General features: G+C 60.5%; 22 protein-coding genes, 1 tRNA gene and 2 pseudogenes. 2 read left to right on the top strand and 23 right to left on the bottom strand.

Going from position 1 to position 23,291, the window contains the following annotated elements; all coding sequences use genetic code 11:
• Positions 1–77: 77 nt before the first annotated feature.
• Positions 78–905 (top strand): annotated as a pseudogene (locus JAO85_RS24925) (formylglycine-generating enzyme family protein); the annotation flags it as partial.
• Between the two features lie 143 nt (positions 906–1,048).
• Here the strand turns inward: JAO85_RS24925 and JAO85_RS24920 are convergent.
• The 16 genes from JAO85_RS24920 to JAO85_RS24845 all read right to left on the bottom strand — a co-directional run bounded on the left by JAO85_RS24920 (position 1,049) and on the right by JAO85_RS24845 (position 16,653).
• A complete protein-coding gene (locus tag JAO85_RS24920; RefSeq protein WP_039050940.1) occupies positions 1,049–1,882 on the bottom strand; it encodes a DUF2789 family protein in 834 nt (277 codons plus the stop codon).
• A 127-nt stretch (positions 1,883–2,009) separates the two neighbouring features.
• The gene (locus JAO85_RS24915; protein ID WP_054075921.1) at positions 2,010–2,405 is read right to left on the bottom strand and encodes a Rieske 2Fe-2S domain-containing protein; all 396 of its coding nucleotides are present in this window, start codon (positions 2,403–2,405) and stop codon (positions 2,010–2,012) included.
• A 136-nt stretch (positions 2,406–2,541) separates the two neighbouring features.
• Complete coding sequence (locus tag JAO85_RS24910; protein WP_202789273.1) at positions 2,542–2,784, bottom strand: hypothetical protein; 243 nt, start codon at positions 2,782–2,784, stop codon at positions 2,542–2,544.
• Between the two features lie 71 nt (positions 2,785–2,855).
• Positions 2,856–3,485: an isochorismate family cysteine hydrolase YcaC gene (ycaC, locus tag JAO85_RS24905; protein WP_003070244.1), complete on the bottom strand. Its 630-nt coding sequence runs from the start codon at positions 3,483–3,485 to the stop codon at positions 2,856–2,858.
• A 98-nt stretch (positions 3,486–3,583) separates the two neighbouring features.
• Positions 3,584–4,018 carry a DoxX family protein gene (locus JAO85_RS24900; RefSeq protein WP_232096828.1) on the bottom strand — a complete coding sequence of 145 codons (435 nt, stop codon included), beginning with the start codon at positions 4,016–4,018 and terminating at the stop codon, positions 3,584–3,586.
• A gap of 17 nt (positions 4,019–4,035) precedes the next feature.
• Positions 4,036–4,923: a DMT family transporter gene (locus JAO85_RS24895; RefSeq protein WP_045840361.1), complete on the bottom strand. Its 888-nt coding sequence runs from the start codon at positions 4,921–4,923 to the stop codon at positions 4,036–4,038.
• A 126-nt stretch (positions 4,924–5,049) separates the two neighbouring features.
• Positions 5,050–5,928 (bottom strand): pirin family protein, encoded by an 879-nt coding sequence (locus tag JAO85_RS24890; protein WP_012839541.1) that lies wholly within the window; start codon positions 5,926–5,928, stop codon positions 5,050–5,052.
• 156 nt (positions 5,929–6,084) lie between these two features.
• On the bottom strand, positions 6,085–7,002 hold the full coding sequence (locus JAO85_RS24885; RefSeq protein WP_012839542.1) for a LysR family transcriptional regulator: 918 nt from the start codon (positions 7,000–7,002) through the stop codon (positions 6,085–6,087).
• Positions 7,003–7,195: 193 nt separating this feature from the next.
• Positions 7,196–7,441 (bottom strand): transcriptional repressor, encoded by a 246-nt coding sequence (locus JAO85_RS25850; RefSeq protein WP_034359593.1) that lies wholly within the window; start codon positions 7,439–7,441, stop codon positions 7,196–7,198.
• Positions 7,442–7,455: 14 nt separating this feature from the next.
• Positions 7,456–8,844, bottom strand: a complete 1,389-nt coding sequence (locus tag JAO85_RS24875; RefSeq protein WP_202789272.1) for an efflux transporter outer membrane subunit — start codon at positions 8,842–8,844, stop codon at positions 7,456–7,458.
• A 2-nt stretch (positions 8,845–8,846) separates the two neighbouring features.
• Entirely contained in the window at positions 8,847–10,805 is a 1,959-nt protein-coding gene (locus tag JAO85_RS24870) for an ABC transporter permease (protein ID WP_304515666.1), read from the bottom strand.
• A 5-nt stretch (positions 10,806–10,810) separates the two neighbouring features.
• Positions 10,811–11,992, bottom strand: a complete 1,182-nt coding sequence (locus JAO85_RS24865) for an efflux RND transporter periplasmic adaptor subunit (RefSeq protein ID WP_054075919.1) — start codon at positions 11,990–11,992, stop codon at positions 10,811–10,813.
• Positions 11,993–12,101: 109 nt separating this feature from the next.
• Positions 12,102–12,443, bottom strand: coding sequence for a DUF3325 domain-containing protein (locus JAO85_RS24860; protein WP_202789270.1), 342 nt, complete (start codon positions 12,441–12,443; stop codon positions 12,102–12,104).
• A complete protein-coding gene (locus JAO85_RS24855; RefSeq protein WP_202789269.1) occupies positions 12,440–14,161 on the bottom strand; it encodes a PepSY domain-containing protein in 1,722 nt (573 codons plus the stop codon). The genes JAO85_RS24860 and JAO85_RS24855 overlap by 4 nt, the downstream gene beginning before the upstream one ends.
• Positions 14,161–14,454 (bottom strand): hypothetical protein, encoded by a 294-nt coding sequence (locus JAO85_RS24850; RefSeq protein WP_202789268.1) that lies wholly within the window; start codon positions 14,452–14,454, stop codon positions 14,161–14,163. Before JAO85_RS24850 ends, JAO85_RS24855 begins: the two co-directional genes overlap by 1 nt.
• A gap of 12 nt (positions 14,455–14,466) precedes the next feature.
• On the bottom strand, positions 14,467–16,653 hold the full coding sequence (locus JAO85_RS24845; RefSeq protein ID WP_237735005.1) for a TonB-dependent siderophore receptor: 2,187 nt from the start codon (positions 16,651–16,653) through the stop codon (positions 14,467–14,469).
• Here JAO85_RS24845 and JAO85_RS24840 point away from each other — a divergent pair.
• Positions 16,636–16,944, top strand: a complete 309-nt coding sequence (locus tag JAO85_RS24840) for a hypothetical protein (RefSeq protein WP_202789275.1) — start codon at positions 16,636–16,638, stop codon at positions 16,942–16,944. The two genes, JAO85_RS24845 and JAO85_RS24840, sit on opposite strands and share 18 nt — an antisense overlap.
• A 252-nt stretch (positions 16,945–17,196) precedes the next feature.
• Here the strand turns inward: JAO85_RS24840 and JAO85_RS24835 are convergent.
• The 7 genes and pseudogenes from JAO85_RS24835 to JAO85_RS24805 all read right to left on the bottom strand — a co-directional run.
• Positions 17,197–17,273: transfer RNA gene (locus tag JAO85_RS24835), tRNA-Gln, on the bottom strand.
• Between the two features lie 180 nt (positions 17,274–17,453).
• On the bottom strand, positions 17,454–18,440 hold the full coding sequence (locus JAO85_RS24830) for a tripartite tricarboxylate transporter substrate binding protein (RefSeq protein WP_012839550.1): 987 nt from the start codon (positions 18,438–18,440) through the stop codon (positions 17,454–17,456).
• 70 nt (positions 18,441–18,510) lie between these two features.
• Positions 18,511–19,440, bottom strand: coding sequence for a glyoxylate/hydroxypyruvate reductase A (locus JAO85_RS24825; RefSeq protein WP_202789267.1), 930 nt, complete (start codon positions 19,438–19,440; stop codon positions 18,511–18,513).
• A gap of 183 nt (positions 19,441–19,623) precedes the next feature.
• Entirely contained in the window at positions 19,624–20,394 is a 771-nt protein-coding gene (locus tag JAO85_RS24820) for a class II aldolase/adducin family protein (protein WP_202789266.1), read from the bottom strand.
• Entirely contained in the window at positions 20,384–21,970 is a 1,587-nt protein-coding gene (locus JAO85_RS24815) for a class I adenylate-forming enzyme family protein (RefSeq protein ID WP_202789265.1), read from the bottom strand. Before JAO85_RS24815 ends, JAO85_RS24820 begins: the two co-directional genes overlap by 11 nt.
• An 86-nt stretch (positions 21,971–22,056) precedes the next feature.
• A complete protein-coding gene (locus tag JAO85_RS24810; RefSeq protein WP_202789264.1) occupies positions 22,057–23,043 on the bottom strand; it encodes a tripartite tricarboxylate transporter substrate binding protein in 987 nt (328 codons plus the stop codon).
• Positions 23,044–23,171: 128 nt separating this feature from the next.
• A pseudogene (locus tag JAO85_RS24805) lies at positions 23,172–23,291 on the bottom strand (electron transfer flavoprotein subunit alpha/FixB family protein); the annotation flags it as partial.

The following is a 23,291-nucleotide window of genomic DNA, read 5'->3' as shown; positions in this document are numbered from 1 at the left end:
GAGCCTTGCGGCTCAAGTCAAAGGGTGGGTCAGTTTGAGATGGAAATGGCGGGTCAGTTATGCGTGGAAATTAACACCATGTGACCAACCGCCAGTTTTCGGAGTTCGTCCGCGCAACAGGCTATGTGACCACTGCGGAGAAGGCTCCCGACTGGCCAAGCCTGCAGGCCCAACTCCCGGTAGGCACACCCCGGCCCGAGGCGTCATTATTGATACCTGGCGCGTCGGTGTTCGTTGGGACTCGACAACCCGTTTCTCTGCGCGACTACATGCAGTGGTGGCGGTACGTCGGGGGCGCTAACTGGCGTCATCCTTCCGGCCCCAACTCCAGTATTGAAGGCAAGGACGATCACCCGGTCGTTCAAGTTTCGTATGAAGACATTCAAGCCTACGCACGCTGGATAGGCAAACGCCTGCCGACTGAAGCCGAATGGGAGTACGCTGCCCGAGGCGGACTGGAACAACAGCGCTATGCCTGGGGAGCCCTTCAGGAACCCAATGGCGACGTCATGGCCAGCATCTGGAAGGATCAAACAGGTAGCTTCCCTCAAGCTCAGCCCAAGATCCTTCCGGGAACCGAGCCCGTCGCCAGCTACGAGTCCAATGGATATGGTCTATTCGACATGGCTGGCAATGCTTGGCAATGGACGGCAGACTGGTACCGCTATGACGCCTTCGGCATTCAAGCTCGCTTGAAGCACGTCAGCAACCCCAAAGGCCCCAGCAACTCCTTCGACCCCGACGGTTTGCGCAGCGATGCTCCCAAACGTGTCATCCGTGGAGGCTCCTTCTTGTGCAATGAAGACTATTGCGAAGGCTACCGGGTCAGCGCCCGACAAGGACAGGATCCATGGAGTGCAAGCAACAATGTAGGCTTCAGGCTCGTCATGGATAGAGGCCGATAAGGGCCAACAGATGCTCAATCCACCCCATGAGAGCTGCATCGCAGGTCAATCGACCTGCGCGCCCGCTACAAGCTTGGCGATCGCTGCCCTCTAGCACGGGTTCACATTTCAGAAAACGAACCTGCCGCCATCCAATGCGCCCTTCACCGAGATTTCAATTTTGCAATTTTGATGAGCTGCACAAATTCGTTGAAACCATTGAGATACGTGCTCAGATTTTTCCGACTCGACTCATCCATCAACTCACCTTGAGCATCGAACGCATTTTGTGCACGAGACACCAGCACGGAGTTACCGCTGTACAGCGTAACGCCCAACATCTTGAGAGTGGGCAACCAGGCGGCCTGGGACGACAAAGTACCAAAGCCCCCCATCGATGCGCCAATCATGCCTGTTGGACGCTTGGCAAAAACGGCTTTCATATCTGCGCGCGAGAGCCAGTCAATGCCATTTTTGAACACGCCCGGTACGCCGTTGTTGTACTCAGGGGTGACCATCAGCAAGGCGTCTGCATCCAGAATCTGCGCTTTCAATTTGAGTACCGCGGCCGGAATGCCTTCACTGGCTTCCAGGTCCGCGTCATAGAGCGGAATTCCGTGCAAGGTTGCGACTTCGATATTCATACCTTGTGGTGCCATCGCCTGCGCTGAACGGGCCAGGGCCGTGTTGAATGATGAATGACGCAAACTTCCCGAGAGAGCTAGTACGCGACAGGTGCCGAACATGTTCCGGTTGCCCGAATTTTCCCGAAGCGCTTCACTGAGCTGGTCGATCAGTTGAGTCCACTCCGGCGAGTCTTCGAGCTTTTTTTCACGAATGAACTGTGCTTGTGATTCATCCCAAAAATCAGCGTCTGCCAGAAGCACGTCATTGGGCAGTGGTCGGTGCTGGTTGAGGAAAGCTGCGATGGCATCTGGCGAATTGGGAAGACCCAATTGAGCAAACAAGTCGTGAAAGCGAAAGAAGTTATCGGACATAGATATCAATTGTTAGTGAGCACAAAAACATATCGAGGCCAGGATTGCTCCTGAGCTTGCTCGCTCTCATTCCCACAGCTTCGTGAGACGAAGCAGAAGTAGCCGCGATATAAATACCCATTGGCTGCTAGATACGCACCTTGACCATTTCACCATCCACCATAACGTCATAGCGTGGGCAGTCATGAGTCTTGATCGGAGCAGAGAGGCGTCCCGCCTTTTGCAAGTACGGCAACATTTCCGCCGGGGCTTTTTCGATGCCAGGCGGAGGAAGAACAACAGCATCCGACACCTTTCTTCCCGTTGTGACATCGAAACGTGCAGAGTGGAATGCGCAGGTCACAACATGACCGACCAGCGCGCCTTCGGCCAGTGAAGCATTCATATGTCCACATCGATTACCCATTGCATGAATGGATCCGTCAACATGGGTCAGCAAAACCTCCACATTCCCAACGTTGATGGCGCGCATAGAGCCCTCTGGAAGCTCGGCGAGCCTGATGGCTTCGATCCACTGAGTCATGACGGTCTCCTTGATTGTTGATGGTGGCAATAGCTTCCGCGCTTCAGCGCCAATTGGCAAGGCATCTGGTCAGCCACAGCACCTACAACTGTAGATTTGGCATAGCTCATCAGGGCCCTGAACAAGGGATCTGCCTTCATACAAAGCCATCGAACGCAGCATCACGCGACAGGCCGTAGGCTGCGATGAAAAACTCGTATGTCGCCCCAGTTGCTGGGTCTGTTGCAGCTTCGATGCCGATGGTATCCAGCGCGCTATCCAGAACCTGCGTCGCACTCAACGGCTTGGCGTCAATCTGCTGAGCCAGCACGTAACTTCCATCGGCGGTGCGAAAGATCACATCGCCCAGCGAGTTCACAAACTCAATAGTGTTCTGCATAGCACTCTGTTGATTAATCATGCCGAATCGCCCCGCTCGACAGCATTGTCAAAGCGAGGCGTCAAACAGCTTTACTTGGCGCTCGTCAGCGTGTTGTAGCTGGTGATCAAGTTGCGGTAGTCAGGGATGTGGTTGGAGAACAGAGTCCCCAGACCTTCAATGTCGTTGCGCCAATCGCGGTGCAGCTCGCAGGCCGCACCGAACCAGGTCATGAGCTGGGCTCCAGCCTGCTCCATGCGGCTCCAGGCGGCCTGCTGGGTCATGCTGTTGAAGGTACCCGAGGCATCGGCGATCACGAACACCTCGAAGCCTTCAGCCAGGGCAGACAGCACGGGGAAGGCCACGCAGACCTCGGTCACCACGCCGGCCACGATGAGCTGCTTCTTGCCCGTGGCCTTGACGGCCTTGACGAAGTCCTCGTTGTCCCAGGCATTGATCTGACCGGGACGGGCAATATATGGAGCATCAGGAAACATCTCCTTCAGTTCAGGCACCAGAGGCCCGTTGGGGCCGTTCTCGAAGCTGGTGGTCAGAATTGTGGGCAGTTTGAAGTACTTGGCCATATCGGCCAGGGTCAGCACGTTGTTCTTGAACTTATCGGGGTCGATATCGCGTACCAGGGACAGCAGACCGGTCTGGTGGTCCACCATCAGCACGGCAGCGTTGTTCTTGTCGAGGCGGACATAAGGTTTGTTGCTCATGGAAATCTCCTTGGAGAGCATGGATGCCCAGGCGGGCGGGGAAGCCTGACCCTTTCGAGGTCAGGATGAAACCGATGGTTGAAACGCAGGGAAGCGGCTCAGTTTTTGCTCAAAGACTGACGTCGCTGGTGAGCCAGGATGGCCGCCACCGCCAGCCCGCCTATGACGCTCATGTGGTCCTGCACCAGAGCTTTTTCGAGAAAGCCTTCCATGCCATTCATTTCCCAGAAACGGTGGGCAATGGGAATCGTGGCCAAAGTGAAGCCCGCCAGTGCTGCTGCGCCCAGCCATGCCCAGCGGCTGCAGGTAATGATCGCCAGTGGAGCCACAAGCTGGACTGCAATGGTGACTATCGCGAACAGGGTGACAGGCTGAAGGCCGAAATGCTCCATCTCACCGATGGCAGCTTGAAAGTCAACAACCTTGTTCAAGCCACTCCACCAAAAGATATAGGTCAGCAAGGCCGTAGCCAACAGGTAGAAAAAACGGGAACGCAGCATGTTGTCAATCAAGGCATTCATGGCAAGCTCCAAACTGATCACGGCTTTATTTAATCTTGCGCCACGGTGTTGCGCACATGACGTGTGGATTTGTTACCGGACTTACCGGCTGCTTTTTGGCTCAGCATCAGTCCCCCCATGACCAGTACGGCACCAACCACTTGCAAGCCCGTGGGCTGAACCCCTTTGACCAGCGCATCCAGCACGAAAGCTGTGACCGGCACCAGCAGCATGAAAGGAGCCACCGCCACCGCACCGGCTCGCTCAATGGCTCCGAACCACAAGGCAAAGGGAACGGCAGTCAGTGCCACAGCCAGTAGACCCAAGCCCAAAACATTGGCCGCATTTAGTTGTGCAGGCATATCTTGAGCGATAGCTGCAACAAGAGACAACTCCACACCGGCAATCAGCAACTGCCAGCCTGTGAAGCCCAGCAAAGGCATGGGCGGCTGCCCCCACTTGTTCAACAGCACGCCACCAGCGGCGATGGACAGCATGCTTCCGATGGCGGCCGCAATACCCAGCGAATCAAGCTGCGCGTTACTTGACAGAACGACCAGCGAAACACCCAAAGCACCTAGCAAAACCGAACCGATCTTGGTAGCGGTGGGGCGTGCGCCCAGAATGCCCCAGGCAATGAAGATCACCGCCAATGGTGTCAAAGCTTGGAAGATTGCGGCGACGCCGCCCGGCAAGCGCGTTGCAGCCACAAAGAACAGGCCAAAGAAAAGCCCAGCGTTCAACGTGCCCAGCACCGCCAGTCGTCCCCACCAGACACGCGGGGGCACGCAGCGAACAATGGCCAGCAAGACCAGAGCTCCTCCCAGAGCACGAAATGCAGCGAGGAACAGGGGATGCGGAGGCAGCCACGTAGTGGTCAGCACATAGGTGAATCCCCAGAGAATGGCTGCGGCGGCAGCTGAAAGTTTGGCGTTCATGATTTATCCCAGGTAAAGGCGCGGCTCTCCCACGCTTCGAAGTTGAAGACGAAACACGGCTGGCAAGGATTGAGAAAAGAGGTGGCAATAACATCAGCCCTTGGCTGATTTCATGCGCTGTGCGGTCTAGGAAGCTGGAACATGGATCTGCCCAAATCTGCCGCTGTTGAAGTCTGTGACGGCCATGCGAATTTCCTCCTCGCTATTCATCACAAACGGGCCATATCCAACAATGGGCTCCGCGATCGGTATCCCGCTGAGAACAAGCAACGAGCTGTCGTTGTTCGCCTCCAGCAACACCTGCGTACCGTCCACACTCAGATGTGCCACTTGGTCGGTACGAACAGCATCCCGGCCGTTGATCAGCACCGAGCCATGCAGCATCACCACAGCCAGCGTGTGCCCTTCCGGCATATGCAGCATTGCGGACTTGCCAGCTGTCATCCGCACATCCCAGACATTGATGGGCGTATGGGTGTGTGCCGGGCCCGTATGTCCCTGATGGTTTCCGGCAATGACTCGCACTCGCCCGGCATTGCTGGGAAGTGGAACATCGGGAATTTCTGCATTGGTGATCGACTGATAACCTGGCTCGACCATCTTGTCGCTGGATGGCAGATTGACCCACAACTGAACCATGTGGAAGGGGCCGCCACTCTCGGCATAGGCAGATGAATGGAATTCCTCATGCAGGATGCCACTAGCAGCGGTCATCCACTGCACGTCGCCGGGGCCGATGACGCCACCTGCCCCCGTGGAATCACGATGCTCGACCTCACCCTCGTAGACGATTGTTACCGTCTCAAATCCACGATGCGGATGTTGACCCACACCCCTACGTTGGCTGGTAGGCGCGAAGTTGTATGGACCTGCATGGTCCAGCAGCAGAAAAGGACTCAGCTGGGTTCCGTGCTGACTGTAGTGAAACAGAGAGCGAACAGGGAACCCATCGCCGACCCAGTGCTGCTGAGGTGCGCTGTAGATTCCTTGAATGGTCTTTTGCATTTACTTCTCCTGAAGTGCGCAAGAACGTAGGACTTGCGAACGAGTTAGAAGTAACTGTAGAGACGCACACGAGCGCTGAATAGCCTGGAATTCTTGCCACCAGCGTTCATTAATTGGAACGATAGTCCATCGCCCCTTTTGAGCTGGCCCTGGACGTCATGCCTGCTTGATTTGTGCCTGCAAGGCAGTGAACTCCACGCCAAGAAAGTCAAGCAGCAACCTTACCGAAGGCAGCAGCCCACGGCGAGACGGGAATACGGCGTGAACGATGCCTGCACGAGGCTTCCAGCCGGGCATGACGTCGACCAGGCGCCCGCTACGCAAATCATCCAGGATCATCATGGCCGGCAACTGCACTACGCCAACGCCATGCAAAGCCGCCTGAAGCAAGGCAATACGGTCTTCGCAAACCATACGAGGCTGGTAATGCACCTCTGCCGTTGCGCCTTGTGGCCCCTGCAACTGCCAAATTTCACTACGTTGCAGCCGACCGTCGCCCAGGCTTGGCCACTGCGAAAGATCCGCCAGTTGAGGCATCCCGCCCATTGCGCTCACAAGCTTCGGGCTAGCCACCAAAAATTGCGTGCTCTCACCTAAAGTCTTCATTACCAGCTCGCTGTCTTCGAGCGGCGGGAAACGTACACGCAGAGCCAGGTCCAGTCCCTCACGGATCACATCTACCCGGCGGTTTGTGCTGTCCACCTGAAGTTGAACACGTGGATGCTGCACCATGAAGCGCGCCAACATGTCACCGACTTGGTAGTCCAGCAGCGCCAGCGGGCAACTTAGACGCACGATGCCTTGAGGATCCTCGTGGGTACGATCAATGACTTCCTGCGCAAACTCCGCCTCCACCAGCATTGCCTGACAGCGCTGGTAATACTCTTGGCCAATATCCGTCACAGCAAAGCGCCGACTTGAACGCTGCAGCAGTCGCACGCCCAGGGACTCCTCAAGCAGAGCAATACGGCGGCTGAGTTTGGACTTGGGCATACCCAGAGCTCGGCCTGCCGGAGCAAAACCACCATAGTCCACTACCTGGACGAAGTAGTACAAATCATTGAGGTCGCGCATGGGTGGTGACGAAGCAGAGAACCACGGCAAATCTGCCGCACATGATGATTCCGCATTGTGGCGCATCATCAAATCCAGCAGACAACATGAACTTACCTAGCAGTTCTGTGAAACGGTCTGCAGTCGCACACAAGTGCGTGGACATCGCTCCAGGCCTGGGCATGGGCCGTGGGTATGTGCTGCGGCTGCTGAATTAGGTTGCGCAGAGCAGATAGCCGGACTCGCGCCCCTGTCTGCCGTTGTGATGCACGACACCCAGCCTGCTCAGCTGGGCCACCACCTGCATGACGGTTCCCACACTGACAGGAGTCCCCCGAAGGTATAACTGGCGATATATCTCATCTCTGCTCAGAGCATGGGGAGCAGAGCTCAGCAGGACTTGAAGCACGCCAATTCTGGCGACGGTCGGACGCAAACCTGCTGCCCTCAACCGTTGCATTACGCTGACGCTCCTCAACTCTCGGGCCCTTCCGGCAATCGTCTCCAGCCTCCTCCCAAGGCTCTGTAAAGTGCGATGCTTGCCTGAAGGCGCTCCTGTCGTATTTGAACTGCCAGGTCTCGGCTCTGATAGGCCACACGCTGCACATCCAGCAAGGTCTGCAAATTGTCCGCCCCGGCCTTGTAGCGGCTTTCCGCCAGTGATAGAGCCTTCTGGGCCTGAACCACTTCCTGCGCCTGAACCACCGCCTGTCTTTCCGCGCCGTCAACCGCATTCAATGCAGTTTGAACATCATTGAAGGCTTGCAGAATGGCTTTGCGGTAGCCGATCACAAGCTCCTGCTTTTGCGCTGCAGCCAGCTCCCGACTCGAAGCAAGTCGCCCTGCATCAAAGATCGGAGCCAGAATTCCCGCAGCCAGAGAAGACAGGGGATTCTCCAGCAGCCTGCCGAGCTTTTCGCTCTCGGAGCTCAGGCCCGCGGTCAGCGTCACGCGGGGCAGCATGGCTGCTCTGGCAGCGGCAAGATTCGCATCCGCCGCGAGCAATTGAGCCTCCGCTTTCGCCACATCCGGCCTGCGTGTTATCAGATCCGCAGGCGTACCCTGGCGAACGCCTGGAATCGCCAGATTCGAAAGACTGGTCTCGCTCACAAGATCCGTAGTCCATTGCCCCGACAGCAGTGCCAGCACCGCGTGTGCATCTGCAATCTGTTTTCGGAGCAAAGCCACAACACGCTGCTGTGCAGCAACCTGGCCACGCTGCTGAGCCAGTTCCACGGAGGTCGCTGCACCATAACGGGCTCTGGACTCTACCAGCTTCAAGAGCCGCTCGGAAACCTCCAGGTTGAGCTGGGCAATCGCGGCGCGCTCGCGCAGGCCCACACACTGGAGCCAGGCCTGGGCGACTGAGGCAGTGACCGTCAATCTCACGATCTCACGGTCAAACACGCTGGCCTGCCTGCTGGACTCTGCGGCGTCTCTCAAAGCACGCTGACGCCCCCAGAAGTCCAGCTCGTAGCTACTCGACAGACCCACTCGCCAAGTGCTGGCGTCTCTTTCCGTATGACTGTCCATCGCTGCAGATCTTGTGGCACCGAAATCTGCATTCAAATCCGGCACCAGGGCCGCACGTGCATAAGCTGCCCGGGCATCCGCCTGCTGCACTCTCGCGACGGCAGCCGCCACATCCAGACTTTGATTCCTGGCTTGCTCAACCAGCGCGCTGAGCTCCGGGCTGCCAAAACTGTGCCACCAACTGGCGCTGACTTGTTCGTTTTCTGCCCCCTGATCCTGCGCCCAGGCATGAGGAATATCGAGAGACATTCCCCGGGTATCGTCACTGGATTGCGTTGTCGTGCATCCAGCCAGAGCAAGAGCCGCCAGCACTGCGTTCCATTTGTACATGCCTACTCTCCCGCCAATGCTCGCACGGGCTCCAGGCGGGCCGCCGTCCTGGCAGGCATGAAGCCAAAAACCAGACCGGTGAGCACCGCACAGGCAAATGCCCCCAGCATGGCTTTCACCGAAAAAATCACAGGTACGCCCGAGACAAGAAGCGCCAGTCCGATGCCCAGCCCCGCAAGCAGACCGACGCCCCCACCCACAATGGTCACCATGCTGGCTTCCGTCAGGAACTGGCGCAGGATGTCACGCTGTCGGGCCCCAACCGCCATGCGAATGCCGATCTCCCTGGTGCGCTCGCGCACCGTCATCAGCATCACGTTCATGACTCCGATGCCTCCGACCACCAGTGAAACTGCCGCAATCAGCCCCAGCATCACGGCCATGCTCTGGCGTGTTGCGGCTTCGGCCTGAATGCGCGCTGCTGCATTGCCGATTCCGAAGTCTTCCCGCCCCCCGTGGCGTGCCAGCAAAAGACCGCGGATGGACTGCTCGGCCTCGTGAACCTGCTCCGAGGAGCTGGCCTCCACGACCACATAATCGGGCTGCGTCTGCGCCTGATAGACCCTGGCGCGCCCCGACTGATAGGGAATGAAGACCATGTCGTCATAGTCCTGAGCGCCAGAGTCAGCCCCACGCTCGCTCATGACACCGATGACTTCGAACGCCGAGTTCCCGATGATCAGCTGCAGCCCCAGGGGATTGGCCACCTCCGGGAAAAAATGCTGGTGCGCCTTGTGGCCTATCACCACCAGCGGAGCCAGATCGCGGTCTTCCACCTCGGTGAAGTAGCGGCCCTGGGCAACGCGCCAATGGTGAACCAGCGGCATCTCCTCGCTGGCCGCAAACACATACACCTGCTTGTCGGCCTTGCCATAGCGCACCGTGACGGGGTCTCCGATGACGGGCATCACTCTGCGTATCGCCGGCAACTCCCGCATGGCGACCAGGTCGTCTTCGGTGATCTGGCCCGCAGGTCCGCCGCTGGCCGGCGGCTTGCTGCCCATATAGAGAATGGCTGTTCCCATGGTGCCCATCTGCTCGACCACTTTGCGCCGTGCGCCCTCGCCTATGGCCAGCATGACGATCACCGAGGCCACGCCGATCACGATGCCAAGCAAGGTCAGGCTGGTGCGCACCCGGTTCATGCGCATACCGCGCCAGGCACTGCGTGCAGCTTCGGAAATCTCAGCCACCCAGGATATTGCCGACGTTGCGGTGTTGCGCTGCGGGGTCAATGGAGGAACCTCTGCTCGGCTCTGAACGCCATCGGGAGCACTGTCATTGACGACACGTCCATCGCTGATTTCGATGACGCGCCTTGCCTGAGCCGCAACTTCGCGGTCATGCGTGATCACAATGATGGTGTGTCCCGCATCGGCCAGCTCGCTCAGCAAAGCCATCACCTCGGCGCCGCTATGCGAGTCAAGCGCCCCGGTGGGCTCGTCGGCCAAAATGATGTGGCCGCCATTCATCAACGCCCGCGCAACGGACACGCGCTGCTGCTGACCGCCCGATAGCTGATTGGGACGATTTCCCAGACGCGACCCCAGCCCCAGGCGCTCGAGCAGGAGCTTGGCTCTGTGCACCCGCTGCTCCTTGGCCAGGCCTGCATAAATCGCAGGCATCTGCACATTCTCCGAGGCACTTTCACTGGGAATCAGGTGGTAGCCCTGAAACACGAAGCCGAAGGCTTCACGACGCAACCAGGCCAGGGCGTCCGAGTCCAGCAAGGACACGTCCCTCCCTTGAAACCGATAGCAACCTTCGCTCGGTTTATCAAGGCAGCCCAGGATATTCATCAAGGTGGACTTGCCCGAACCGGAGCTGCCAACGACGGCCACATACTCACCCGCGCGAATATCCAGATCAATGCCGTGCAACACCGTCACCGAGGGCTGATCGCCCACACCGCCATAGTGCTTGCGAATGCCGCGCAGCGAAATCAGCGGAACCTGCTCCATCGCACTCACCATTGCAGCCACCGCAGGCCGCCGGGAATCAGGGTTTCGCCGACGATGACCTGCTCGCCTTCGGCCACACCATCGAGCACCTGTACCTGATGGCGACTTCGTACTCCAAGCTTCACGTTTCGCTGCTCGGGCTGCCGCTTGGCTGTCAGCACCCGAACGCTCTGCGATTGCTGATCTTTTTCAGACTGAAGAGCTGTCAATGGAACCGTCAAGGCCTGCTCGGCGCTACCGGTGACAAAGACCACCTGGGCCGTCATCTGCGGCAGCAGTTCCGCATCCTTGTTATCCACGTCGAACAATGCCGTATAGGTCACGGCCTTGGTGGCCGCCGCAGGTGTCGCCGCATTGCCCGCTGCGGGGGCAACGCTGGCCGGCGGCGCAGGCAGCACCTGCCGCACTCGGCTGTTCCACCGACGCGCCTGTTCCTGACCTGCACTCCCCAGAGTCGTGAAATAAACGGGCATGTCAGCTCTCACACGCCGCACGTCGGCTTCCGACACATCGGTCCAGACCGTCATGGCCGTGAGATCGGCAATGCGCAAAATATTCGGCGTCTGATAGGTGGCATTCAGAGTCTGGCCTTCACGCGCATCGACGGATACCACCGTGCCGGACATCGGCGCATAGATGCGGGTATAGCCCAGACGTGCTTCGTCAGCCTTGAGGCTGGCCTGTGTTTGCTGCATCTGAGCCTTGAGATGGTCGATGCGCGCCGCAGCCCCGGCAACCTGGGCCTCGGCAATCTGCACATCCTCCTGCCTTGTGGCCTCTTCGGCGGCCAGTTGCTGCTGTCGTTTCAGCTGCTGGCCTGCCAGTTTCAGCTGTGCCTGCTGCTCCGCGATCTGAGCCCCCAGGCTCGCCAGTGATGCTCTTCCTGCATCCACTGTGGCGCGCTGCACGCTGGGATCGATCTCCACCAGCAATGCACCTTTCTCGACCCTGGCCCCGGGACTGACCAGCAAACGGGTGATCTGCCCTGAAACCTGAGCCCCCACATCCACATAGGTTCTGGGCTGCAAAGTACCGATGGCAGTGACGGTGGACTCCACATCGCCGCGCTGCACCGCAACACTTTGGTACTCGACCCTGGGCCGACTCCCCCACCACAAGGCAATCCCTCCGGCACAGACCAGCAGCAGCCCGAGGCTGCCCCAGCGTTTGATTTGTCCCACCGTCATGAACGTTGCACTTTCCAGAAAACAATTCGCAATCGCTGCTGAAACCCATGGCCGCGGCATGAATTGGAGCGATTGAAGATCAGAAGCCTTGCGCGCTTCAAGGGTTCCGTCACCAAAGGCAGCTGACGCCCCCCAGCAGCGCCGTCACGGCGGCTGCCACAGCCAGGTGTCGAGCCGACCAAGAAAGTCCAGCGACCGTCGCGAAAGCCCCCAGACTCCAGAAGCCCAGCACGAGCACGCTGCCAACCGCTGCACTCCACCCACGCATGGCAGGCAGGCAAACGGCCAGCAAAAGCAATGCTCCCAGCACACGCAGCGCCATACGATGCGCTGTCGGCACCTCGTCCAGAGATGTCAATTGCGCGTAATGGCGGTCCATGGCAAAAGCGAGAGCCGTCATACCTCCCATCGAAAAAGCAAAGGCCTGCAAGGATGACTGCCACAAGGTCATGACAGGCTCCCTTGCTTCGCTGCACTTGCGTCCGCAGCCACAGGCAGGTCTTTCGACAATTCACGAGCCATTTGCTTTCGCGCAGGCTTCAGGCCCGATGCCTTGCGCATCCAGACCCAGGCACCAGCCGCCGCCACTCCGACAGCAAGGGCGAAAAGCTCTACCCCCGCGCTCTCCCAGTCACCATCGAGAAGGTATGCAGCAAGTTGCTCTCCAGTCGTCACGAGATTCAGCAAAGGCAACAGAAGACAAAGCACAGCCAGTGCTGCCATCTGATCACGCCATGCCAGTGGCGGCGACCTCAGCAGCGCATGTATGAGAGCCAGAGTCCACAGCGCAAAGAACACCACCAACTCCCATCTGGAGCGTTGCGAGATTTCGACAGGCAGCAAACGATTGGCCCACAAAAATCCCACACAGGCGATGCCCAGTCCCACGATGGCCGCCACATTCGCTGCTTCAATCATTCGGTAGACCGTGGATGTGCTGGAGCCAAACTCCCCCTGATGCTTGCCCCGCCGTTTGACCATGAAGAGAATCGCTCCAGTGGCCATCATGGCGCTTCCGGCCAGCCCGCAAATGAAGTACAGCCACTTCAGCGGCAGCCCGCCATAAGTCGCCATATGCAGCCCGCCGATCACCGATTGCGCGAGTGATGCCGCACCGCCATCCACACCTCCGGGCAAGCGCAACTGCTGCAACTCTCCAGTGGCGGCCGAGAACATGGCCATGCCGCTGCTGGGGCTGAGACGCTTGCTCAGATCGTCGGCGTCATTCCATCCATAAATGCCGATGCGTGCAGCCGCATCGCCCGGGTAATCGATCACCACCGCCCGCACCGGTTGCCCGATCAAGGCCTGCCCGCGCAGCACGAAGGACTCCAGATCCGGTACGGGCATGGCCTGGCCCGAACGCTGCGGCTTGCCCGGTTCATTCAGAGCCACCTGGAAAGCCTTGACGGCTTCGGCACTGCTGCCGAAGTAGGCCGCAATGCCGGCAGGCATGAAGGTCGAGCAAGATATGGCGATGCCTGTATAGGCGATCATGAGCTGGAAAGGAAGCGTCAGCACCGCCACGGCGTTGTGCATGTCCAGCCAGCTTCTCTGCCCTTTGCGGGCACGGAAGGTGAAGAAGTCCTTGAAGATTCGTCTATGGGTAATCACTCCGCTGACCAGCGCCACCAGCATGGCTAGTGCCGCGACGCCAACAATCCAGAGACCGAGCTGGCCCGCGTGCAGCTGATAGTGGAAATCCACAAAATGATGACCGCCCAATGTCTGGCGCACCTTGGGAGCTTCGGAAGCATTCAAGGCATTTCCGGACACAGGATCCAGCTGGGCAGCCGCATACTGGCCGTCGCCATCGAACCAGTAGACGCGCAAGTCCCCGCCTCCTTTGACCTCCGCAGGCCACAGCTCCCACATGTCCGCCCCCGGGTGCTGCCGCTGCATATATGCCATGCCCCACTGCAGACGCTGGCTCATAGAAGACGCCGTCTCCCGCTCAGAGCCTGCCTGCCGGGCCTCGGCCTGCTCATGCGCATGATGCTCCGGGGTCATCCAGTGGGTGATGGGCTCCTCGAAGACGGCCAGGGTACCCGTCAGGAAAACGGCATACAGCAGCCAGGAGAACCACAGGCCGCACCAGGTGTGCAACCATGCCTGAGCCTGACGGAAGCTACCCTTGCCTGCGCCCGATTCCTTCTTTGCCGGCTGCATCAGCGTCCTTTCAGCAAGATCAAGGCCGCAGTGGCTGCAAGCATGGCGAGAATCAGAATGAGGAGCACGCCCCAGATCCGACGTGGCGATGCCGGGCTGAAGGCACCGACCACCACAGCCACGTACCACAGCCAACTGGACTGCATGCCCCCCAGAATGGTCTCCACACGAGATTGACTCATCGCTCCACATAAAACCACCCAGGCACTGGAGACGGCATAGCCTCCCAGCACTGCAGCAGCCAGACGCGATCCCAGTCCCCAGTCAGAGCCCAGCCCATCAGATTGCGACATTGCTACGCCCTGTCAGAAACGGCCCTTGAGCGACACGGTAACCGTACGCTTTTCGCCGTAAAAGTTGCCATAACCCGCATAGCCGACCGTGCTGTAGTAAGTCTTGTCAAACAAGTTCCCCACATTCATCGCAAGGCTCCAATCCTTGTTGAATGCATAGGCCGCACGTGCCGACCAGACGGCATAGCCCGGGGAAGTGAAGTTGTAAGGAGTCCAGGCTCCGTCATAACGGCCCGTTGCCGGGTTGTAAGCGCTGATGCCCGAGGCCCGATAGTTCGAGCTCTGAGCCACCACACCGCCGCCCACGCTCCAGCCGCGCAAATCGCCGCTCAAGCGATAGTCCGCCCAGGCCTTGAACAGATGGCGCGGCGTGACCGTGCTGAACTGAGCGCTGTCCTTGCGTCTGTCTTCATTGCTGTTGTAGGTATAGCCCACCGCCAGTTGGAGATTGGGAGTGATTCGCCCCGTCATCTCCAGATCGATGCCCTGACTCAGCTTGAAGCCGTCGCGGAAGTAGCAGCAACCGCCGCGCCAATCGGTCTGGGGGTAAGCGGGGTCGTAAACGGCTTCGCCTTTTTTATCGGTACGAAACAATGCCGCACTGGCGATCAGATGGGGAGTCAGCTCGCTTTTGACGCCCAGCTCGTAGGTACGGCCACGCACAGGATCCAGCGGCGTCCCTGGCAGTGGTGCAGAGAATTTTCCGGCCTGGGACTGATAGATCTCGGCGGTGCTGAAATACAGATTGGTGGACTTGGTCAGCTCATGCATCAGCCCCATATAGGGCACAAAGACATTCGACTCGCGACTGCTGGCCGTGAGCGCACCGTGCATGTCGTGCTGGGTATTGCGATCCTGCAGCACATAGCGTCCGCCAAGCACGACTGACCAACGTTCCACGGGACGCAGACGAACGGAGCCATAGAGGCCGCTCTTTTGCGTCTTGGTCTGCGAGCCGCTGGTCCAGTCACCGAGCGGATAGCCCGGATCCTGCGGTGGAATCCGGTTGAAGACGTCGGCAGGCCCCACTCTGGGCCACAGGCTTCGATTGGTATTGCTGTTGCGGTGCTGATCCAGACCCAGTATCACATCGTGACGCTGACCCAAGGCATCAAAGCTACCCTGCAAATTGATATCGAAGCTGGTTTCACGCTCGCGTGACTTGGCTTGATGGATCCACCAGTCCGCACCCTGCAGCGTGACGGGATCCGGCGAACTTTCGATCTCCGCGCCATTCACGCCCTCATTGAAGCGGGTGTGTCTGAGCTGGGTCTTGAGCAGCCAGTCATTGCCGAGTTGCTGCTCGAGCTTGGCAAAGACCGTGGTGTTCTCGCGATTGATCCAGTTCCAGGGTGCACCAAAGTTGGTATTGCGCGCAAAGCCGATATCGCTGCCATCCGCATAGCGCGGCAGGCTGGCATTGAAGCCCGTGTTTCTGTCTTTCTGATAGCTGGCACCCAGCGTGGCAACCGTGCTGGACGTCAGGTCCATCTCCAGCGCCCCATACAGCATCTGCCGCTTGAGCTTGGATGGGGCTGCCATTTCCTTTCGGTCATGGTTCACGGCCACGAAACGGCCACGCAGGGTTCCGCTTTCGTTCAACGCACCCGTGGTGTCGAGCTCTGTGCGATAGTTGCTCATGGTTCCACCGGAGAGCAGCACCTGCGTCTGACGCTTGACCTGTGGCCTCTTGTAGGTGAAGTTCAGAACCCCGCCAGCCTCGCCGGCACCGAACAGACCGTCGGCCCCGCGCAGAACGCTGACGCTGTCGAACTGCGCCATGTCCAGGCTGCGACTGCCCGAGCGAGAGGAGCTGGCAGCGCCGCCATCGAACCGGAAATTGGTGATGTTCATGCCGCGGGACAGATAGGTCGTATCCAGCCAGGTCTCTTCGCGCGTGATCCCGGTGGTGTACTTCATCACATCATCGAGCGTGCGCATGGCCTGATCGTCCATGCGCTGACGAGTCACCACAGTCACCGACTGCGGAACCTCGCGCAGAGACTGCGCCGCCTTGCCGACCTCGACTCCGCCGGCCACGTAGGAATCACTCGACTCTCCATAGACATTGGGAATGGCCTTTTCCTGCACCGTCACTTCTGCCAGTGTCGAGGCGGCATCCTCTTGTGCATGGCTGAGACCAGGCAGCAGGCAGACCACGCTGACGGCCACAGCCGTGGCATGAAGACGAAATGGCAAAACCCCGGCGACCGGGAAAAACGAGCGTTCCAGCATGAGCGTAAAAAACAAGCCTGGGTGTTCTCTTCAGACAAGAAGTGCCGAAGAACGAATGACGCTGTGGCTGGAACGGAGACACCGTATAGGGGCTGGCAGCAAAAACAGAACGAGAATCAATCTCAATTCCATTTTCGCGAGGATTGTAAAGCTCAGGTAAAAAAATTGCCACTGTTTTGTAAAACAGTAGCGCCTGCCTCTGCGGTTGTATCGCTGCGCATCTGCCAGCCTGTTGCCTGGCCGATACCCAGCTGATGCTATTCACACACCGGCATCAAGCCGGCTTCACTGCAGCAACAGGGTGCTCTGGCGCTGCGTGGCGCCTCGCCCAGTGGGTTCCGATGGAAAAGTGGACTTTTGCGAAATCCCCGCGCTTCTGGCACTTGGAAGATGCACGGCATAAGCATCACTCAATGGCGGTAGCAGGCCCGACGCCAAAGATGGCAGATGCGCATCGAGCACAAAGAAAAAGCCCCGGCTGCATAAACAACCGGGGCTTTCATATCTTGGCAGGGGAAGAAGGATTCGAACCTTCGCATGCTGGAATCAAAATCCAGTGCCTTAACCAGCTTGGCGACTCCCCTAAAGAGAAAGCGATTATAGCGCGGTTTTCCCAACTTTGAGAGAACTCCGGCGATCAGGGCCTGAAGGCTAAAACGCTCAATGCCTGCCAGGCGCTTCGCGGAAGCTGAACCGGCCTGGCTCGCGGCCGCGCCCGATGCCAGATCTGCGACCGCTTGCATGGCGCACTGCAGGCGATGCCATCAGTCCAGCGTGACCTTGGCCTCGCGAATGACCTTGCCCCACTTGGCGGTTTCCGCAGCAATGAAGCGATCGCATTCCTCTGGCGTCGATCCTTCGGCAAACGTACCCATGGTCTGCTGCATGCGCTGCGTGATTTCAGGGCTGCGAATGATGCGAGCGACTTCGGCGGACATGCGCTGCACGATCTCCTTGGGCACTCCTGCCGGTGCAATCATTGCTGCCCAGGTGCTGCCCATCAGGTCGGGGATGCCTTGCTCGGCAAATGTCGGTACATCGGGCAAAACCGCCAGTCGCTTGTCGCTGGCCACGCCAATCAGACGAATGCGACCGGCCTTGGCAGGCTGGATCAGATTGGGCGGAGGATCTAGGAACAGCGGGATCTGACCACCCATGAGGTCGGTCAGTGCCGGTGCGGCCCCCTTGTAGGGCACATGAGTCATATCCGTCTTCGTCAGCAACTTCATCAACTCGGTTGTGAGATGCGCGCTGGAGCCGCTTCCCGAGGAGCCAAAGCTGACCTTGCCAGGATGTGCCTTGGCATAGGCAATCAGCTCCCGCGTGGTCTTGAACGGAGCATTGTTGGACACTGCAGCAACCAGAGGCGAGATCCCCATCAGAGACACGCCAACCAGATCCTTGCCAGGGTTGTAGGGCAGCTTGGGATACAGCGTGGTGTTGGCCGCATAAGCGGCAATCACCACTCCGAACGTGTAGCCATCAGGTGCGGACTTGGCCACCTGATCCACACCGATGAGACTGTTCGCACCAGGCTTGTTGTCGATGACGATGGGCTGGCCCAGCGCTTTCTGCAAACCCACTTGCAGCAGACGGGCCATCTGGTCGGTGAAGCCGCCAGCCGTATAGGGAACGACGATGCGTATGGGCTTGGAGGGCCAGGGGCTCTGGGCCCAGACCGAGGGAGCCAGCATGGCGGCGCCGGCTGCGGCGCTCGATTGAAGAAAGCTGCGGCGAGATGTCGAAGGCATGAATGTCTCTTGGTTCTTGCAAGGATAAAGCGCCGCGCGGCAGCGCGACAGGGGGAAAGGGAAATACGTCTCAGTATCCGCGGGCCACGTCCACCAGGTTGAGCAAGGGCTCGCCCGCACGCAGGCGGCGCAGATTCTCCAGGCACTGGCGGGCCACGGTGTCGGCTGAAGCCTGGGCCGCGATATGCGGAGTGACAAAGGCCTTGGGGTGCCCCCACACCTTGTTGCCGGGCTGGGGCGGTTCCTCGCGCAGCACGTCCAGCGCGGCGCCGGCCAGATGGCCTTCGTCGAGCAGAGCCAGCAGTTCATCCTCGACCACTTGCTCGCCGCGCCCCACATTGATGAAATAGGCGCCACGCGGCAGCAGGGAGAGCGTGCGGCGGTTCAGCAGATCGCGCGTCTCGTGCGTAAGCGGCAAGGCGCAGACCAGAATGTCGCTGCCGGACAGCAGCTGCTGCAGACCCTCAGCACCGCTGTGGGTGGTCAGGCCGGCAATGTTCTTGGCGCTGCGGCTCCAGCCCGCGACAGGATAGCCCACGGCCTGCATGGCAGCAGCCACGAAGCGACCGACCTCGCCCAGACCCAGAATACCCACGCGGCAATCGGCGCTGGCGCGCACGGGGCGGCGCAGCCAGTCACCCGCCTGCTGCTGGCGCGCGAACAGATCCAGCTCGCGCGTATGGCGCAGCGCGGTGCCGACCACATACTGAGCGATCTCCACATGCTGCTGCGGATCGACGGTGCGCGCCACGGGCAGGCCAGCCGGCAGATCGGGCACGGCCAGCAACTTGTCCACACCGGCACTGGGTGCGCACAGCAGCCTGAGTTGCGGATAGGCCGGCAGCACGCCGGGCTTGAGGCTCCAGGCGAGCATGGCTTCGACCTCGGTGGCAGGCGCCTCGTCGCGGTGGGCCCAGACGCGCAGATCGGGTGCCAGCGCACGCAGCGACTCGACGATGGGCGTGCCCATGCTGGGGTGGATGTTGACCAGAATTCCCATTGATTTCTCCATGAATCTGAGCTCTGTTCGCTGCCTGCGAAACGGCAACAGCGCAAGCGAGGGACGCCAAGCAAGGGCCTATGCCGGCCGCGCCGCCCCGCAGCAAGGGTGTCGTCCCCCTCCCGCGAAGCGAGAGAGAGGGCGCCGTGCAACGGGGGAAGGCGCGCAGCGACTCAGGGGGTGTTAGTCCTTATAACTTGGGTCGATGCGATCCAGACGGCGCAGCAGGCCCGGCCAGGCCAGGCCCGCGCCCTTGCCCTTGGTGACCTGGCGCGACTGGTTGACCGCGTCGGCAATGATGGTCTGCGGGATGCGCATCAGCTCGCTGCCGCCCGACTGCGCGAGGACCTGGATGCGGCAGGCCGACTCCAGCGTGTACATGGCCAGCACGGCCTCGGCCACGCTGCGGCCGCAGGTGAGCAGCCCGTGGTTGCGCAGGATGAGGAAGTTGCTCGCACCCAGATCGTCCACTAGGCGCGGCTTCTCGTCATCGCGCAGAGCCACGCCCTCGTAGTCGTGGTAGGCCAGGCGCACCAGCGGGAAGATGGATTGCTGCGAGATGGGCAGCAGTCCATCCTTTTGCGCCGACACGGCCACGCCGTAGCGAGTGTGCGTGTGCAGCACACACTGCACCTCGGGGCGGCCGTCGTGGATGGCGCTGTGGATGACGAAGCCGGCGGGGTTGACGTCGTACTCGGTCTCCATCAATGGCTGGCCCTCGTGATCAACCTTGACCAGACTGGACGCAGTGATCTCGTCGAACAGCATGCCGTAGGGATTGATCAGGAACTGGCCGGGCTGGCCCGGCACGCGCGCCGAGATGTGGGTGAAGATCAGGTCGTCCCAGCCGAAGTGGGCGACCAGCCGGTAGGCGGCAGCCAGCTCGACCCGAGTCTGCCATTCCTCGGGCGTCACCTGGCGGCGGACTTCGGACATCGTGGTGTCATGGCTCATGGGATATGTCTCGTGATGGGCATCGTGAAATGGAAGACAGGCTCGCGTACTGATCGCGCAGCTCGCGCTTGAGCACCTTGCCGATGGCACTGCGCGGCAGCTCGGCGATGAAGCGCAGGTCGGCCAGACGCTGGGTCTTGCCGGCTTGCTGGTTGTACCAGCCCATGATCTCCTCGGGCCTGGCCGGCTGGCCCGTGCGCGACACCACATAGGCCACGGGCGTCTCTCCCCATTGCTCGGAGGGCACGCCGACCACGGCTACGTCGTCCACGGCCGGATGGGCGCGCAACTGAGCCTCCAGGTCGCTGGGATAGATGTTGAAGCCGCCGCTGATGATCATGTCCTTGCGACGGTCGAACAGGGTCAGAAAGCCGTCGGCATCGAAGCGGCCCACATCGCCCGTGCGGATGAAGCGCTTGCCCGTGGCATCGAACCATTCGGCCTCGCGTGTCTTGGCGGGCTGGCCGTGGTAGCCGCTCATCATGCTGGCCGAATGGCCCACGACCTCGCCGTCCGCGCCGGGAGCGACCTCGCAGCCCTGCTCGTCGATGAGGCGGATGTCATGGCCTTCGGCGGGCTGGCCCACGGTGTGCAGCTTGTCCGGGTGCAGATGGGCTTCGAGGATGCAGGTGCCCCCGCCTTCGGTCATGCCGTAGAACTCGGTGAGACTGCCTGGCCAGCGCGCCACCACATCGGCCTTGAGCTCGGCGCGAAACGGTGCACTGGTGCAGAACTTGGCCTGAAAGCTCGACAGGTCATGCTCGCCGAACTGCGGCAGTGCCATGATGCGCTGGTACTGCACAGGCACCAGCATGGTGTGGGTGACGCGGTGCTGCTGGGCCAGTTGCAGATAGCGCGCCGCGTCGAACTTGGGCATCAGCACCACGCAGCCGCCGCTGCCCAGCGTGGGGAAGAACACCACCAGTGTGGTGTTGGAGTACAGCGGCGTGGCCACTAGCGTCGTACCCTCGGGGCCGTAGCCGTAGACGCCGCCCCGGTTGATATGGGTCCAGCGCATGCCGTGCGACTGCACGATGCCCTTGGGAGTCCCCGTGGTGCCCGAGGAATAGATGATGTTGAACGGTGCCTCGGGCGCAAGGCTCACGGCAGCGGGCTGCGCGCCTTCGGGCGCCAGCCAGTCCTCAAAGGCACGGCCCGGCGCCACGCCGTCAAGCGAGATGCATTGCAGTCCGGTGTCTGCGGGCACCAGGTCCTGGGCCGCCTGGTCGAGGAACAGATGGCCCGCCTGGGCATCGCGCAACATGGAAGCCAGGCTCTCGGCCGTGGAGGATGGCGCCAGCGGCGCGACCACCACGCCCGCACGCAGCGCGCCCAGGAACAGGGCGGCATAGCACACCGAATTCAACGCGCAGATGGCAATGGCCTGGCCCGGCTGCACGCCGTCGCGCTGTAGCGCGGCGGCCACGCGGTCCATGAGGGCGTCGAGCTGGGCATAGCTCAGCGTCTGCTGGTCGTCGCGCAGCGCGGCATGGCCGGGCTGCTGGCACGCATGGCTGCGGATCAGCGCAGCCAGCGTGGTGAAGGGTGCATCGGGCGAAGGCAGGGAAACAGTCATGAGGGGCTCCGTTTCAGGAATTCACGAATCTCAAGCGGACTGCACCTGCGGGCCCCACGGCCCTGCGGGCGCATTGGAGGACAGGCCTATTTGGCAGCCAGGCCCAGGCGATCGATCAGGACCTTGTCCTTGGCGTAGGCCTCGCGCACCCATTGCGCATAGTCGGCACCCGAGCGGTACCAGGCGTCCTGATTGAGCTGCCTGAGCACCTCGACATGGCGCGGATCGTCCATGGCCTTCTTAAAGGCGTCGTGCAGCTTGCGCACCACGGCCGGGTCCATGCCCTTGGGCCCCGCCAGGCCGTAGGGCGAGGTGGAGACCACGCCATAGCCCAGCTCCTTGGCCGTGGGCACGTCGGGCCAGCGCTGGGTGCGTTTTTCACCGAAGGTCATGAGCAGACGCATCTGGCCGCCATTCACATAGGTGTCCCAGCCCGAGGCATCGCTTTGCGCGGCCACATGACCGCCCAGCAGGGCCTGCTGCAGGTCGGCATTGCCCTTGAAAGGGACATGATTGAGAGTGACCTTGGCGTTCTCGGCCAGCTCCTCCATCAGCAGATGCGGCGAGGAACCTATGCCCGTGGAACCGTATTCGATCTTGCCGGGAGTCTTGCGCGCGGCGGCGATGTACTCGTTGAAGCTTTTGTAGGGTGAATCCGAGCGCACCGTGAAACCGAAGGTATAGCCCGAGACGCCGATGATGTAGCTGAAGTCCGTGACCGGGTTCCAGGCGGTCTTTTGCATATGCGCCATGCGCAGCATGGACATGGGGAACTGGGTGATGGTGTAGCCATCTGGCTTGGCAGTGCGCGCCATGGTGCCGGGGCCCAGCGTGCCGCCCGCGCCGGGCTTGTTCTCGACGATGATGGGCTGGCCCAGGTGCTTGCCCGCGATGTCGGCCAGCGTACGCATATGGCGGTCGGTGGGGCCGCCGGCCGGGAACGGCACGATCAGCGTGACCGGCCGCGCGGGATAGTCGCCGGACTGTGCCCAGGCTGATGTGCCGGTGCCTGCGGCAGTCACAAAAGCGGCTATGGCGAGCACCAGGCTGCGGCGGTCAAGGGAAATCTGCATGTCTTGTCTCCTGAATCTCTGAACCAGGTGGGGCCGGGGCACATCCTTGTGTGCCGCTCTGGCCAGGGCCCGGACAACGTTGTCCGGGCCGTTGGCACCGCCTTGTTGCGGAGGTGCCATGGCAAGGCTTAGATCGCCTTCACCAGCTCCGGCACTGCCTGGAACAGATCTGCTTCCAGACCGTAATCGGCCACCGAGAAGATCGGTGCTTCGGGGTCCTTGTTGATCGCCACGATCACCTTGGAATC

The organism is Comamonas sp. NyZ500, assembly GCF_016772095.1.
Lineage (GTDB): Bacteria > Pseudomonadota > Gammaproteobacteria > Burkholderiales > Burkholderiaceae_C > Comamonas > Comamonas thiooxydans.
The sequence above is the reverse complement of the archived record's forward strand: the minus strand, read 5'-3'. Positions and strand labels throughout refer to the sequence as shown.